We start from the raw sequence: 15,816 nt of genomic DNA on the forward strand, positions 1-15,816 counted from the left end.
GGACTCAGCCTCCCTGCGTTGCGGAGGCCGGCGTACGCGCGCCGACCAGTCCGTAGAAAATGATGTAGCCGTAGCACAGCAGCGGCAGGATGAAGCTGGCCTGCACACCGATGTGGTCGGCCAGCACGCCCTGCAGGTACGGCACCACGGCACCGCCGACGATGGCCATGATCAGCAGGCTGGACCCCTTGTTGGTCAGCGGGCCGAGGCGCTCGATGCTCAGCGCGAAGATGGTCGGGAACATGATCGAGTTGAACAGGCCGATGGCCACCACCGAGTACAGCGCGACGTTGCCGGAGCTCAGCATGGTGGTGACCAGCAGCGCCACGTTGACCAGCGCGAAGATCGCCAGCAGACGGCTGGGCGAGAAGCGCGCCAGCAGCGCCGAACCGGCGAAGCGGCCGATCATCGCCATCGTCCAGTAGGCAGACACGTAATGCGTGGCCTGCTGCTCGCTGAAGCCACCGATGTTCGGCATCGACAGGTAGTTGACCAGGAAGCTGCCAATCGACACTTCGGCGCCGACGTAGAAGAAGATGCCCAGCACGCCCAGCAGCAGGTGGCGCTTGCGCAGCGCATCCAGGTAGCTGTGGTGGTGGCCCTGGTCGGCCTGCTCGGTGGCGTCGCTCAGCGCCGGCAGGCGGAACAGGAATACGAACAGCGCCAGCAGCACCAACGCCACCGCCAGGCCCACGTACGGACCCTGCACAGCCTGCGCCTCGGCGGCACGGTAGGCCAGCTGCTCGGCGGCCGGCAGCGCCGCGATGTCGTCAGCGCTCTTGACCGTGTTGGACAGGATCAGCATGCCGCCGAAGATCGGGGCGATGGCCGTGCCCAGCGAGTTCAGCGCCTGCGCCAGGGTCAGGCGGCTGGAGCTGGTCTGCTCCGGGCCCAGCAGCGCGACATAGGGGTTGGCGGCCACCTGCAGCACGGTAATGCCGGTGGCCAGCACGAACAGTGCGCCGAGGAAGGCGCCATAGACGCGCAGTTCGGCCGCCGGCCAGAAGCCCAGCGCACCGATACCGGCAATCACCAGGCCGGCCACGATGCCCTTCTTGTAGCCCAGCGCCGCCACCAGCCGACCCGCCGGCAGCGACATCAGGAAATAGGTGCCGAAGAAGGTGAACTGCACCAGCATCGCCTTGGCGTAGTTCAGCTCGAACACCGCCTTCAGGTGCGGGATCAGGATGTCATTGAGGCAGGTCAGGAAGCCCCACATGAAGAAGATCGTGGTGACCACGGCCAGCGCCTTGCCGTTGGTGACGGCAGGTGCGTTGCCCGAAGATCCCGTTGGACGGGGCGTTGCGGAGATCGGCATGCGGTACGCGCCTCGATGCGCGGAAGGTCGTTGTTGCGTGGAAGGGGTGTATGGAATAAATCAGTTCGGTCGTGCGGCACTGCTTTCGCGGATGCGCAACTGCACCGGCGCGACCGTGCGCCGTGGCGGGGCGTCCGGTTCGTCCAGTCGTTGCAGCAGCAGCGCCGCAGCTTGCCGGCCCCGCTCGCGCGGATCGGCGGTGAGCGTGGTCAACGGCGGCACCGCCACCGCAGCCTCGGAAATATCGTCGAAGCCGGTAACGGCAAAGTCACCTCCCGGACGGATGCCCCGTGAATTCAAGCCCAGCATCAGGCCCAGCGCGACGGTGTCGTTGTAGCAGACCGCCGCACTCGGCCGATGGCCATCGGCAAACAGCTCATCAGTGCGCGCTGCGGCTTCCAGGCGGTTCGGTGCCGACTCGATCATCCAGCCCGGCGGCAGCGGCAGACCGGCCTCGGCCAGCGCCTGCTGGAAACCGGCACGGCGCTGGTGGCACGAGCTCGATGCGGCGTGGCCGCCGAAGAAGGCGATCTGGCGATGGCCGCGCTCGATCAGGTGGCGCGTGGCCAGATAGGCGCCGTGCTGGTTGTCCAGGGTCAGGAAGTCCCAGTCAGCCCCGGCCAGTTCGCGGTTGAACAGCAGCACGTTGGCATTGGCGCCCAGCGCCTGCCGCAACTGCGCGGTGTCGCTGCCCTCGGCCGGCGACAGGATCAGGCCGGCCGGGGTGTGCTCCATCAGCGTGGACAGCACGGCCTGCTGGCGCTCCGGCGATTCCCCGGTGCTGCCCAGCAACGTCACGTAACCGCGCCCGCCCAGCGCCTCGTCCACGCCTGACGCGAATTCGGCGAAGAACGGGTTGGACAGGTCGTTGATCACCAGCGCGATGCTCGACGAGGTGCGCCGGCGCAGGTTGGCCGCCGCGCGGTTGTAGACATAGCGCTGGCGGCGCAGCTCGGCCTCGACCTTGGCGCGGGTATCGACATTGACCAGCGGGCTGCCGCGCAGCACCAGCGACACGGTTGCCCGTGACACGCCGATCGCACGCGCGATGTCGGTCACCGTCACCGCCTTGCCGGCGCGCTTGCTGGGACTGCTGCCGTTGTCGTTCATCGTCTTCCCGGACTCCGCTGGAGGCTCAAGCCTAATGGATCAGGGCCGTGTCGTGCCGTGCCGTTCGCTGGGTCACCGCGAACGGCACAGTCCGGCTCAGCGCAGCTGGCTGCCCGGTGCCGCGCACCAGGATACCGGCAGGTCCTTCACCGCCGTGCCCCAGCCCTGCTCCGGCACCTTCGCATCCAGCGCAAAGCGCACGCGCGGGCCCTGCTGCAGGCGGTTCCAGTCCAGCCACACCGGTGCATGCGCCTGGCCATCGACCTGCACGCCCTGCACATACTGCAGGCGGCGGCCATCGGCGCCCGGCGCGTCGATGCGCAGGGTGCGGCCATTGCCCATGTCCACTTCCACCTTGCTGAAGCGCGGGGTGTGCAGCAGGAACTGGCCGCTGCCCGGCACCGCCGGGTACACGCCGATGGCACTGAACAGGTACCAGGCCGACATCGTGCCGAGGTCATCGTTGCCGGTCACACCGTTGGGGGCATTGGTGAACAGCTGCTGCGCGGCACGCACCACGGCCGCGGTCTTCCACGGCTGGCCGATCAGCGTGTACAGCCACGGCGAGTGCAGGTCCGGCTCGTTGTTCGGGTTGTAGCGGAACTGGTTGTAGTAGCTGTACGGCCCGACCACCCACGCCTTGCGGGCGGCATTGAGCGGGTCGGCCTGCAGCGCGTCCATCGCAAAGAACGCATCGAGGCGGCGGCCCGCCTGCTCGCGGCCATCCATCGCTTCGACCAGGCCCGGCACGTCCTGCTGCGCCAGCCACTGGTACTGCCACGCGGTGCCTTCATGGAAGCCATGGTGCGAGCGCGGGCTGTATTGGCCGTCGGACGGGGTGTACCACTGGCCGTCCTCGGTACGCGGGCGCGGGAACCCGGTGAAGCCGGTCTCGGCGTCGCGCACCTGCGGGTCCCACACCTTGCGCCAGTTGCGGCCGCGCTCGCGCAGCGTCGCCGCATCCTGGGCATGGCCCAGGCCGTCGGCCATCTGCGAGAGCGCGCAGTCGGCCAGCGCGTACTCCAGCGTGGCCGAACCACCGTGGTGCGGATCGACGTCCATGCCCTTGGACGGGAATGCACGGTCATAGGCCACGTAGCCCTTGTCCAGGTAGGTCGGGTTGCCGGAGCGGCCGGCCATGCGCGAGTTCAGCGGCGGCGTGCCGAAGGCATTGCGGCGCAGCGTATCCCACGCCTGCGATTCACGGCCCTTGAGTGCACCGAAGCGCCACAGGTCGACCATGAACGGGGTGACCGGATCGCCGGTCATGATGTTGGTTTCGAAGTTGGCATAGCCCCAGCGCGGCAGCCAACCGCCCTGCTCATCGATCGCCAGCAGGGTGCGGCCGATGTCGCGCGCCACGTCCGGGCGGGTCAGTGCCAGCCACTGGTTCTGCGCGCGATAGGTATCCCACAGCGAGAAGTACTCGTAATAGGTCCAGCCATCGGCACGGTGGATGCCATCGTCATAGCCGCGGTAGCGGCCATCGGCATCGTTGCCGGTCATCGGCTGCAGCAGCGCGTGGTAGACCGCGCTGTAGAACACGGTGCGGTCATCGGCGGTGCCGCCCTGCACGCGTACACGGCCCAGCTGCTCACGCCAGGCCTGCTGCGACAGCGCGCGCATGCGGTCGAAACCGAGCAGCGACCCACCCTGCATGCCCTCGGCACGCAGGTTGGTGCGCGCGCCTTCGGCATCCACGTGCGAGATCGCGCTGACCGCCGTCACCGACTGGCCCTTGGCCAGGTCGAAGCTGAGCCAGGCACCGTTCGGCTTCTGCTCGCCTTCCATGCTGTGGCGCGCGCCCGGCAGGCCGCCGCCCTCACCCCAGGTGCCATGCGCCTTGAACGGACGGTCGAACTCGATGCGGAACCAGGTGGTGTACTGATGGCCGCCGCAGAAACTCTTGGTAACCAGCTTGCCCTCGACCACGCGGTCGCCGACCACATCGACCACGCTGCCGATCACCGAATGGCGCTCGTTGGCCTGGCCGACATTGACCAGCACGTGGCCATCGCCACTGCGCTGGCTGAAGGTGTAGCGCTCGGCCGCGGCACGGGTACGCGCGGTCGCCTCGGCATCGATGCCGCCGTAGCTGGTCAGCCGCACCTTGTAGTAGCCGGCCTGGCCGACCTCGCCATCGTGGGTGTAGGACGCAGCGTAGGCCTTGTGGTCGAACTGCCTGGCGTTGCCGGTATCGAAATCGCCGCCCGGACCGATCGAGCCCGTGACCGGCAGCACCGACACCTGGCCGCCCTGTTCCCAGCAGCCGGCACCGGAGATGAAGGAGTGGCCGAAGCCACGGATCTTCTCGTCGTCATAGCGCCAACCCGAATAGTGGCTGCCGATCGGGCTGACCTGGATCAGGCCGAACGGCGCCGACGCGCCCGGGAACGTATTGCCGTCGTCCTTGCTGCCGATGAAGGTATTGACCTCGCGCTCCAGCGCTGCCGGCGCGGCCTGCAGCAGCATCGGCGCCGCCGACAGCGCAAGCAGGCAGGCCAGGCGCACCAGCGGGCGCGAGGATGATGGGACGGCGGGAGCGGACGGCACTGGGCGCATGTCGGGTTCCTGTAGTCGATGACGCAGAGACAGACGGCCCGGGCCTTCCGGCACCCTTCCGCTGAGCTCTGCCTGGACCGGCAGAAGGCTCCCCCTGGAATGACGCCCGACCCACGCGACCGTGGATTTAGATCGATTCAAGTAGAGCATGCAGGTTCAGCCGAATGCATTCTGCGGCGCAGCATGAGGGGGTAGTGGGCAGGGCTGCGCCCTGCACCTGCGGTAGTGCCGGCCGCTGGCCGGCAACCTCAGAAGCAACAGCCGAAGCAACAGCAAAAGCCGGCGATCCGTGGAATGGCGGGTGGGTCCGGTTGCGAGGGACGCCGTAAACCCATCCCTGGGGGCTTGGCCGCGGCATCCATGCCGCGGACACCCCCGCAACCGGACCCACCCCGCCTTCGACAGATTTTCGCGATCTGTGGATCCACGCCATGCGTGGATAAATCTCTGTCGGATATCGAAATCAATCGGGGGTCAGATCCGTTTTCCAAAGGAAAACGGATCTGACCCCAGGACCCCATGTCGTTCCAGGATCAGTCCAACCGTCACCGGGAAACTGTCAAAGGTGGGGCGGTGTGGGCTGGCAGGACCGTTGGCGCCATGGATGGCGCCATCGAGCCCCCATGGAAGGGTTTACGGCGTGTCCTGCCAGTCCACACCGCACCGCCAAACCCAGACAACCCCGAGCCGCTTTGGCTTTGGCTCTTGCCGGCCAGCGGCCGGCACTACCCGCAGGTGCAGGGCGCAGCCCTGCCGACCCACCCTCCCCTGCGCACGAAAACGATTTCACTGATTTCAGCAAACCGTCATCCCTACGCCACGCCAGTACCATATTGCGGAGCAGCATGCGCCCAAGGGCGACCCATGCTAAAAATCGCCCGCCCATCGCTTAGATCGATCCAAGACGACGCTGCGATGGCCGGGAGTTGGGGGAGCAGCAACAGGACGTACACCAGGCCACGCGTGCGGTGCTACTGCCACTGCATGGCGACAGCGACAAATTCACTTCAAATTAGATCGATTCAAGTTGTCCGTGCCACGTCACCGGATCAATCCAGGAGAGAGGGAGAGATGGGAATGAAGCATTCAACACGTACGCACGGCCAGGACGCATTGTCGCTGGCCATCGCGCTGGCCCTGGCTGCCGCCGTCATTCCGGCAGGCGCCGCCGCGCAGCAGGCCACGTCCACCGGCTCGCAGGACGCCACGACTCTGGACAGCGTCCAGGTCACCGGCTACCGCTACGCCATCGAAAAGAGCCTTGAGCAGAAGCGCGACGCCAACGCCGTTGTCGAAGTGATCACCGCCGAGGACGTTGGCAAGTTCCCCGACAAGAACGTGGCCGACGCACTGCAGCGCGTGCCCGGCGTGGTCATCACCCGCAGCGGTGGTGAAGGCAAGAGTGTCAGCGTGCGCGGCCTTGCGCCGGACCTGACCCTGACCCAGTTGAATGGCAACTACGTGGCCACGTCGGAAACCAACGACGAAGCCACCCGTTCGTTCAACTACACCCTGCTGCCGTCGAACATGCTGTCCAGCGCCGAGCTGTTCAAGTCGCCGGAAGCCCGCATCGACGAAGGCGGCATCGGCGGCACGGTCATCCTGCACACGCGCCGTCCGCTGGACATGGAGTCCAACTCGGGCTTCGTCACGCTCGAGGGCACCTCCTCCGATACCCACCACGATATCGACCCGCAGGCCTCGGCCCTGTATTCGTGGCACAGCAAGGATGAGCGTTTCGGCGTGCTGGTCGGCGTCACCCAGCAGAAGCGCACCACCCGCACCATGGAGGCCAGCACCGAGGACTACCAGTGGTACGGCGCCGGCAAGGCACGCGACGCCTATGGCAACGTGCAGCAGCAGGATGGCATCCACTACTGGTGGGGCAAGTCCGGTTTCAACAACCAGACCGGCGGCAACTACAGCGACTTCTTCATGCCGACCTCGGTGAACTTCGCGGTGAAGGAAGAAAAGCGCGAGCGCAAGGGCGGCCAGCTGACCTTCCAGTTCAAGCCGGTCGACAACGTCACGATGACCGCCAACTACTTCCGCTTCGAGCTGCAGGGTGACTACACCCAGAACATGCTGAAGATTCCGGAATGGAGCATGGCGCGCTACAACCAGGACGGCAACTGGGCCGGAGGCCGCCTTCTCAATGGCCTGGACTTCGATGCCAGCGGCAACACCGTCACGGGTGCCCAATTCGAAAAGCTGGCTGGAAAGACCTACTACTGCAGCGAAGACCAGGCCAAGGCCGCCGGCCTCAAGCCCGGCGGCTGGGGCCCGGACGACTGCACGATTCCGACACCGCAGCTGACCGGTGGCTACAGCAAGGAAAAGGCGCTGTCGCAGACCGCCGACCTGACCATCGACTGGGACATCAGCCCGCTGTGGAAGGCCTCGTTCACCGGTGGCCGCACCTGGTCCGAAGGTGGTCCGTCGATGAACTTCCGCATGTCGGCCAAGCCGCGCCGCAAGGTCGGCAACGACTACCTGTCCGGTAACCAGTACAGCGCATGGGACCTGACCGGCACGCCGTCTGCCACCTTCTCGCCCGACCTGCAGCAGCAATTGATGAACGGCATCGCCGAAGTCGACACCGGCTCGACCGATTCGTCGTGGAAGCGCACCGAGGTCAAGCAGAACTACTTCCAGGCCGACGTGACCAAGCTGTTCGAGTCCGGTTGGCTGGATTCGATCCAGTTCGGTGCCAAATACCGTGATGGCAAGGTCCACCGCAACACGGGCAACACCTACTGGGTATGCCCGGGCCGTGACCCGGCCGACTATGACAACAGCCGCTACCAGAGTGGCTGCGATCCGACTGCCGGCGATGCGCAGCCCGGCTTCTTCCTGTCGAACCCGATCAGCAACATTGCCGGTGGCTTCAATGCCAACGTGTTCCCGGGCATCAACTACCCGGCGTACATCGACTATCTGAACAAGACCTACGGTGGTTCGCACAACCGTACCGAGGAAGACTTCGTCTACAACGTCAACGAGAAGATCTACTCCGGCTACTTCCAGGCCAACTTCCGCACCGAACGCCTGCGCGGCAATGTCGGCGTGCGTGTGGTGCGCACCAAGCAGTTCGCGCAGTCTTCCGACTCGATCGAGAAGTTCAACGACTACTTCCTGGACAACGCGTCCGGCGCGCCGATGGCGTGCACCGACCCCGCCGCTGCGGCCTACCCGACCTACAGCTGCGAGAGCGGCTTCGTGCGCCTGCCGCATGACCTGGCGCAGAGCAAGACCTACAGCCTGATCGGCGTGGACCGCACCTACACCGACGTGCTGCCGAGTTTCAACATTGCATGGGACATCACCGACACGCTGGTGCTGCGTGGTGCCGCATCGAAGGTGATCGCCCGCCCTGGCTACACCGACATCGCAGCACCGGGCGCACTGAGCTACTACAGCGAGGAGTACGTCAATGATCGCCGCGTTGCCGGTGGCGCATCGACCGCAGGCTGGGTCGGCCAGGGCAGCAACAAGCAGCTGGAGCCGTTCAAGGCCACCCAGTTCGACCTGGGCCTGGAGTGGTACTTCCAGCCGGGCGCGGTCGCCGGCGTCAGCCTGTTCCGCAAGAACGTGGACAACTTCACCCTGCCGGTGGTGCGCGACACGCCCATGGTCATCAACGGTGAAGCGGTGAACGTGCAGCGCTACGAGACCCAGGCCAATGGCCGCGATGGTGTGTCGCAGGGCGTCGAGCTGTATGGCCAGTACACCTTCGATTTCGGCTTCGGCGTGCAGGCCAACTACACCTACAACGACACCAACCTGGCTTCCATTGTTCTGGACGGGCAGGAAATCGGCTCCTCGCCGCTGGTCGGCAGCGCCAAGAACCAGGCCAACGTGACGGTCTTCTACGAGAACGAGAAGTTCCTCGCGCGCGCCTCGTTCAACCGTCGCGGCCAGGTGGTCGGTGGGCTCAACAATGGCCTCACCGTCTACACCGAGCCGTATGACCAGCTGGACCTGAACGTGGCCTACAACCTGACCCCGGACTGGACCCTGACCGCATCGGTGATCAATGCCACCAAGTCGGAGCAGCGCGTGCACCTGGGAAGCGACACCAAGGCACGCCTGATCTCCAATACCTATGCAGGCCGCCAGCTGTACTTCGGCGCTACCTGGAAGTTCTAAGGCAACACCGGGTTGCCCGGGCGCGCCCCGGTGCACCCCACGCCCCGCCCTGGCGGGGACGTTCCTCCACGGCAGCCGCGCTGGTACAGGTGGCTGCCGTTTTTTGTCGGCGCCTTGCCTGTCGTTCAGCCCGGCGCTTGACCCTGCCATCGTTGGAAGGTGCACACTGGTCGCATCCCAAGAGCAGCGAAGGAGCTACAGATGGAATTCCATGTCGACGGCATGACCTGCGGCGGCTGTGCGCGCAGCGTGACCCGTGCGATCCAGCAGATCGATCCGAACGCCAGCGTGGTGGCCGATCCGCCGACCGGGCTGGTCAAGGTGCAGACCACCGCGTCGCAGGAACAGGTGTTCGCCGCGGTGAACGATGCCGGCTTCCCGCCGCGTACTGCCTGATCCCCTGCCCCCGTCTCACACAGAAAAGCCCGCCCGGTGCTGCTGCACCCGGCGGGCTTTTTCATGCACGCGATATCGATTCAATGCTTCTGTGCGCGTCGCCGCACCGCGCCGGTCTTGGCGGCGACGACCGGCACCGGGGCATCATGGTCTTCGCCCAACCGCTCCAGGATCGGGCATTCCGGGCGCTCGTCGCCCGCACAACAACTGATCAACGATTTCAACGTGTCGGCCATCTGCCGCATGTGCTCGATGCGTTGCTCCAGGTCGGCAATGTGCTGTTCGGCCAGGTGCTTGACGTCGGCGCTGTGCCGCGAGGTGTCGTTCCACAGGCCCAGCAGATCGGTGATCTCGGCCACCTGGAAGCCGAGGTCGCGCGCGCGGCGGATGAAGCGCAGGCGGTGGATGTCCGCCTGCGAGTACGCCCGGTAGCCCGACTCGGTGCGATCAGCCGCAGGAATCAGGCCGATCTGTTCGTAGTAGCGGATCATTTTCGCCGACACGCTGGAGGCCTTGGCGGCTTCACCGATATTCATGCGGTTCTCCCTCAATGGATCGCGGCGGGGGCGTCCGCCATCGGCGGCTGGAAGCGGCGCAGGCGCAGCGCGTTGCCCAGCACGAACACGCTGGACAGTGCCATCGCACCGGCCGCGAACACCGGCGAGAGCAGCACGCCCCAGACCGGATACAGCACGCCGGCCGCCACCGGAATCAATGCGGTGTTGTAAGCGAAGGCCCAGAACAGGTTCTGGCGGATGTTGCCCAGCGTCGCCTTCGATAGTGCAATGGCATTCGGCACGCCCTGCAGGTTGCCCGACATCAGCACGACATCGGCCGACTCGACCGCGATATCGGTGCCGGTGCCGATGGCCAGGCCGACATCGGCCTCGGCCAGCGCCGGCGCATCGTTGATACCGTCGCCGACGAAGGCGACATGGCCATGTGTGGCCTTCAAGCGGCGCACCGCCTCGACCTTGCCTTCCGGCAGCACCTCGGCCACCACGTCGTCGATGCCGAGCTGGCGCGCGATCGCCTGCGCGGTACCAGCGTTGTCACCGGTGATCATCGCCACCTTAAGGCCAAGCTGATGCAGTGCCGCGATTGCGGCCGGCGTGCTCGGCTTGATCGGATCGGATACCGCGATGATTGCGGCCAGGCGGCCGTCGATGGCGGCATACAGCGGCGACTTGCCCTGGATGCCCAGCTCTGCCGCCAGCGTCGCAAACAAAGTGATGTCCACGCCCAGGTCGCGCATGAAGCGATCGGCACCGACCTCCACGCGTGCACCCTCGACACTGGCCCGCACGCCCATGCCGGTGACCGATTCGAAGTCGACCATGCCCGGCAACGCGATGCCCTGGCCGGTCGCGGCATCAACAATCGCGCGGGCGATGGGATGCTCCGAGCGCGACTCCGTTGCGGCAACTGCCGCCAGCACCGTGTTGTGATCGAAGCCGGCAGCAATCTCCAGATCGGTCAGGCGCGGGCGCCCTTCGGTCAGCGTGCCGGTCTTGTCCACCGCCACCACCTGTGCATCCTTCAACAACTGGAGCGCTTCACCCTTGCGGAACAGCACACCCATCTCGGCGCCACGGCCGGTCCCGACCATGATCGAGGTCGGCGTCGCCAACCCCATCGCGCACGGGCAGGCAATGATCAGCACCGCCACCGCATTGACCAGCGCGAAGCTCAGCGCTGGCGAGGGCCCGAAGATCAGCCAGACTGCGAAGGTCGCCAGCGCGGCCAGCATCACCGCCGGCACGAACCACAGGGTGACCTTGTCGACCACCGCCTGGATCGGCAGCTTCGAGCCCTGCGCCTGTTCGACCATGCGGATGATCTGCGCCAGCATGGTCTGCGCGCCCACCGCCGTGGCACGTACCGTCAGTGCGCCCTTCTGGTTGACCGTACCGCCCACCACGCTGCTGCCCGGCTGCTTCTCGACCGGGATCGGCTCGCCGCTGATCATCGACTCGTCGATGTAGCTGCGGCCCTCGACCACCTCGCCGTCGACCGGCACGCGCTCGCCCGGGCGCACTTCCACCACGTCGCCGCTCAGCACTTCATTGACCGGGACATCCACCGTCCGGCCGTCACGGACCACGTGGGCAACCTTCGCCTGCAGATTGACCAGTCGCTTGATCGCCTCGGAGGTGCGGCCCTTGGCCCGGGCCTCAAGGAAGCGGCCGAGCAGGATCAGCGCAACGATCACCGCCGCTGCTTCGTAGTAGACGTTCACCGTGCCCGCCGGCAACAGCGTCGGCAGGAACGTGGCCACCACCGAGTAGCCAAACGCTGCGGCAGTGCCCACCGCCACCAGCGAATTCATGTCCGGCGCCAGCCGCAGCAGCGCGGGGATGCCCTTCTGGTAGAAGCGGCGGCCCGGGATGGCGAGCACCAGCGCGGTCAGCACGAACTGCAGGTACCAGCTGGCCTGCATGCCGATGGTGGACATCACCCATTCGTGCATGCCGGGGATCAGGTGCGACCCCATCTCCAGCACGAACACCGGCAGCGCCAGCGCGGACGCCACGATCAGGTCGCGCTTCAGTTCGGCGCGCTCGGCATCCTTCTTTTCCGCGGCCTCGTCATCGGACTGCACGCCGGCTTCAATCACGCGTGCGTCATAGCCGGCCTTGTCGATCGCGGCGACCAGCGCTGCAACTTCCGCCACGCCACGCACCGTGGCGCGCTCCGTGGCCAGGTTCACGCTGGCCTGGCTGACGCCGGGCACGGCCAACAGCGCACGTTCGACTCGGCCCACGCAGGACGCACAGGTCATGCCCTCGACCGACAGCTCGGTGGTGGCAGCGGGCACGTCGTAGCCCACCCGCTCCACCGCCTGGATCAACGCGGCCCGATCGACCGGACCGGACGGGCGGATATCCGCGCGCTCGGTGGCCAGATTGACCGAAACACTGCCCACGCCTTCGACCCTGGACAGCGCCGCCTCGACCCGGCCGACACAGCTGGCACAGGTCATGCCCTCGATGGGCAGGCTGATGGTGGCAGGGCTTGCGGGGGCTGCAGTGGCGCGGGGCGTGCTCATGATCGGATTCCCGGGGCTCCTTCTGGATGCGGACAGGCTAAACCTTGCCATCGTGGGAAGGTCAAATCCAGCCTGTCCGCATTTCCTGAATGGGCACCCGGGTGTCCATATCCACGCATGGCGTGGACCTACCGGCGGAGGCAGGTCACCTCAGAAGGTGAACACATACTCCAACGCGAACTCGCGGCCGACCGCGCCCAGCAGGCGGGTCGGAGCGAAGTCGTAATCCAGCTTGTACGGGTCCTTGTGGTTCCAGCTGGCGGCGTTGAAGGCGTTGTTGACGTACACGTTTACCTTCGCGTGTTCGGTCAGCTGGTAGCCCACGTTGAAGTTCCAGGTGATGAACGGCCCCACTCGACCGTAGTAGCGCGCCGTCTGCTGCCCGGCGTTGGGGTTCGGGTTCACCGAACCATCCGGCAGCCGTGCCGGCTCCAGGCAGTTCAGCGACGGGCTGTCACTGGGCACGTAGCCATCGGCGAACGGCAGGCAGCCACCGGGGTTGTCCAGGCGGTCGGTACCCCAGTGGTAGCGCACGCCCGGCACCGAACCGATGCGGTCGGCATAGACGTTGGCGTTCCAGTTGCCGCGCTGCCAGGCCAGGCTCGCGCGCAGCTTGCTGCGCAGGTCGCGATCGCGGCGTTCCGGATTCGGGTCGGCGGCGTAGCGTTGCTCCTTGGTCGAGATCTGGTTGGTGTAGTTCACGCCCAGCTGGAAGCTGCCCCACCGCGCGGTTTCCAGGCGATAGCGCGCGGTCAGGTCGATGCCGCGCACCTCGCGGCTGGCCAGGTTGAACGGGCCGCGCTCGATCGATACCAGGCGACCGTTGCTGTCACGGTTCACGCGGGCCAGGATGCCGGCGCAGTACTCGCCACCGGCCGGGTTGGCCCATGGCGTACCGTCCATGTTCTTGCCGGTCAGGCAGCCGGCCTCGCTGGCCAGCACCTCATCGGCGCCGACGTCGACGATCATGTCTTCCAGCTTGATCGCCCAGTAGTCGGCACTGACCGACAGGTTCGGCAGCACGTCCCAGACGAAGCCGACCGTCCACGAATCACCGGTCTCCGAGCGCAGCAGCGGCGTCCCACGCCGGTTCACGTCGAACGTGTACCAGACGTCGGTGTTGCCCACGCCACAGTTGTTGACCAGGTACGCGCCGCTCTGGATGCAGCGCAGGCGGTCATAGGTCTGCACTTCCGAACTGCTCGGCTGGCCCAGCAGGTAATGCATGTCCGGCGCATGGAAGCTGGTGGCGTATGAGCCACGCACCAGCAGCGATTCGACCGGGCGCCATTCCAGGCCGACGTTCCAGGTGGTTTCCTTCTGGCTGCCGATGTCCAGCGCTTCGCTGCTGTCATCGGCCTTGTAGTTGCCATAGCGGTCGTAGCGCGCGGCCGCAGTGGCGGTCACGCTGTCCAACAGCGGGATCTTGAACTCGACGCCGGCCGAGTAGCGGGTACGCTCACCGCCGCCGCGATCGACATTCTGCAGGTCGAAGTCGATGCCAGCGCGCGGGTCCGGACTGAGGTGATAGCCCTGCTGCGCGACTTCAGCCACCGCCGCAAACGAAATCGGGCCGGCCCAGCCCTGGAACAGCTCGCCGGTGATATCCGCCGACGCCTGGTTGACCCATGACGCCGCGCGGTTCTTCGCCACGGTCCCCATCTGCCAGTACTGGTCCGGCGTCAGCGGGTTCCACCAGCGCGATTCGTTCAACGCATAGATCGCCTCGCCATCGGCGGTGGTGCCCAGGCGCGGGCCAAGGAAGTAGTCATACGACTTCTGCTTGTCGACCACGTTCTGCCGTTCTTCCACGCGGTAATAGGAACGCCCCACCGTGGCACTCCAGTCAAAACGGTCGGCCAGGCGCCCGCGCAGGCCCGCGCTCCAGTCCCAGGACAGTTCGCGGTTGGTGTTGCGCAGCGTATCCAGGCCCCCGACTTCGTTCGGGGTGAACTGGCGCACGCCCAGGATCGGCCGGTTGCGGTTGGCATCCCAGTAATAGCCGTTGTCATCGTCGATCAGCGACACGCCGGGCGGATTGGTGCCCCAGATCGCTTCGGAGCGATACACCGCCAGGTTGGTCCAGACCTGCAGGTCATTGCTGAAATCGAAGGTGGCGTACAGGTTTCCGGACACGTTCTCGGCGCCGCCGGTAAGCAGCCAGTTGGCGTAGTCGGCGCTCATGCCGCACAGGCGGCCGGTGTTGGTGATGCGGTTGGCGGCGTAGTTGTAGACCAATCGATCGGCGGTGTAATACTCGCCGTCGAATTTTTCGCAGGTGCCGGTGGGCGGCGCCAGGCGCTGGCCCGTGGTCGGATCGATCAGCGCCAGACCGGCGGTGGGACGGAAGCCGACCTTGCGTTGTTCCATGTTCCAGGACGGGTACGGCGCATCGTCGGCATCGTCCATCTGCGGGCGATCACGCCCGAACAGCGGGTCGCGCTTGGTGTACTGCAGCGCGTAGGTCACGCTCCAGTTGTCGCCGGTCTTGCCACCGGCCCAGGACAGATCCCAGGTATCACGTCCGCCTTCGGTGGAAGTGCCGCCGCGCACGCGCACTTCGTCGCCGTCGTAGTTGGTCTTGAGGATGACGTTGACCACGCCGGCGATCGCATCCGAACCGTAGATGGCCGAGGCGCCACCGGTCAGCACTTCAATGCGCTCCACCGCCGCGGCCGGAATGTTGCCGTAGTTGGAGAAGTTGGTTTCGCCACCGTAGGGCAGCGGGTAATCCGCTACACGACGGCCATTGACCAGCAGCAGCGAGCGGTTCGGGCCCATCCCGCGCAGGTTCAGGCCGCTGGCATTGGGCGTATGCGAGCCCCATTGCGATGCGGCTTCAACGGTGCCTGTGGCCTCGGTGAGGGTCTTCAGCGCGTCGTACACGCTGACAAAGCCTTCCTTCTGGATCTGCGCGGCGGTGATCACGTTGACCGGCGCCGGGCCCTCGACGCTGGCGCGCTTGATGCGCGAGCCGGTGACGGTGACCGCGTCCAGATCCTTGGTGGACGAACTGGCAGCTTCCTGCGCGCTGGCTGCCAGCGGCAACAGGGCCAGGATCAGGGCCTGGGACAGCAGGTGGCGACGCTTGTGGACGATCTGAGCCATGGGTGGTTGCTCTTCGAAGATGTGGACGCACGGGCGGGCGGTGGCGCGGCACTACAACGGATCCAGGCGCTTGGATCGGTTCACGACCGATATGGCACCTCCCCTGTGGATCGATCCAAACTAA

Annotated in this window: 8 protein-coding genes; 2 read left to right on the plus strand and 6 right to left on the minus strand. The window is 66.1% G+C overall.

Going from position 1 to position 15,816, the window contains the following annotated elements:
* Positions 1–4 precede the first annotated feature (4 nt).
* The 3 genes from fucP to VG556_RS02970 form a co-directional block, all read right to left on the minus strand.
* Positions 5–1,318, minus strand: coding sequence for an L-fucose:H+ symporter permease (fucP, locus tag VG556_RS02960; protein WP_100449955.1), 1,314 nt, complete (start codon positions 1,316–1,318; stop codon positions 5–7).
* A gap of 60 nt (positions 1,319–1,378) precedes the next feature.
* On the minus strand, positions 1,379–2,428 hold the full coding sequence (locus tag VG556_RS02965) for a LacI family DNA-binding transcriptional regulator (RefSeq protein WP_100449954.1): 1,050 nt from the start codon (positions 2,426–2,428) through the stop codon (positions 1,379–1,381).
* 96 nt (positions 2,429–2,524) lie between these two features.
* A complete protein-coding gene (locus VG556_RS02970; protein WP_100449953.1) occupies positions 2,525–4,990 on the minus strand; it encodes a GH92 family glycosyl hydrolase in 2,466 nt (821 codons plus the stop codon).
* A gap of 1,071 nt (positions 4,991–6,061) precedes the next feature.
* Here VG556_RS02970 and VG556_RS02975 point away from each other — a divergent pair.
* The gene (locus tag VG556_RS02975) at positions 6,062–9,139 is read left to right on the plus strand and encodes a TonB-dependent receptor (RefSeq protein ID WP_053494367.1); all 3,078 of its coding nucleotides are present in this window, start codon (positions 6,062–6,064) and stop codon (positions 9,137–9,139) included.
* A 201-nt stretch (positions 9,140–9,340) separates the two neighbouring features.
* A complete protein-coding gene (locus VG556_RS02980; protein WP_008267227.1) occupies positions 9,341–9,535 on the plus strand; it encodes a heavy-metal-associated domain-containing protein in 195 nt (64 codons plus the stop codon).
* 80 nt (positions 9,536–9,615) lie between these two features.
* Here the strand turns inward: VG556_RS02980 and cueR are convergent, their stop codons facing one another.
* The 3 genes from cueR to VG556_RS02995 all read right to left on the minus strand — a co-directional run bounded on the left by cueR (position 9,616) and on the right by VG556_RS02995 (position 15,692).
* Positions 9,616–10,071 carry a Cu(I)-responsive transcriptional regulator gene (gene cueR / locus VG556_RS02985; protein WP_049440847.1) on the minus strand — a complete coding sequence of 152 codons (456 nt, stop codon included), beginning with the start codon at positions 10,069–10,071 and terminating at the stop codon, positions 9,616–9,618.
* Between the two features lie 11 nt (positions 10,072–10,082).
* Positions 10,083–12,584, minus strand: coding sequence for a heavy metal translocating P-type ATPase (locus VG556_RS02990; RefSeq protein ID WP_014646960.1), 2,502 nt, complete (start codon positions 12,582–12,584; stop codon positions 10,083–10,085).
* A 150-nt stretch (positions 12,585–12,734) separates the two neighbouring features.
* A complete protein-coding gene (locus VG556_RS02995; RefSeq protein WP_049404078.1) occupies positions 12,735–15,692 on the minus strand; it encodes a TonB-dependent receptor plug domain-containing protein in 2,958 nt (985 codons plus the stop codon).
* Positions 15,693–15,816: the final 124 nt, after the last annotated feature.

The organism is Stenotrophomonas sp. CASM106, from assembly GCF_049384825.1.
GTDB classification, from domain to species: domain Bacteria; phylum Pseudomonadota; class Gammaproteobacteria; order Xanthomonadales; family Xanthomonadaceae; genus Stenotrophomonas; species Stenotrophomonas muris.

Excerpts from the sequence above, each read along its gene's own strand:
- fucP (WP_100449955.1), bottom strand. The coding sequence starts at position 1,318 with ATGCCGATCTCCGCAACGCCCCGTCCAACGGGATCTTCGGGCAACGCA.
- VG556_RS02965 (WP_100449954.1), bottom strand. The coding sequence starts at position 2,428 with ATGAACGACAACGGCAGCAGTCCCAGCAAGCGCGCCGGCAAGGCGGTG.
- VG556_RS02970 (WP_100449953.1), bottom strand. The coding sequence starts at position 4,990 with ATGCGCCCAGTGCCGTCCGCTCCCGCCGTCCCATCATCCTCGCGCCCG.
- VG556_RS02975 (WP_053494367.1), top strand. The coding sequence starts at position 6,062 with ATGGGAATGAAGCATTCAACACGTACGCACGGCCAGGACGCATTGTCG.
- VG556_RS02980 (WP_008267227.1), top strand. The coding sequence starts at position 9,341 with ATGGAATTCCATGTCGACGGCATGACCTGCGGCGGCTGTGCGCGCAGC.
- cueR (WP_049440847.1), bottom strand. The coding sequence starts at position 10,071 with ATGAATATCGGTGAAGCCGCCAAGGCCTCCAGCGTGTCGGCGAAAATG.
- VG556_RS02990 (WP_014646960.1), bottom strand. The coding sequence starts at position 12,584 with ATGAGCACGCCCCGCGCCACTGCAGCCCCCGCAAGCCCTGCCACCATC.
- VG556_RS02995 (WP_049404078.1), bottom strand. The coding sequence starts at position 15,692 with ATGGCTCAGATCGTCCACAAGCGTCGCCACCTGCTGTCCCAGGCCCTG.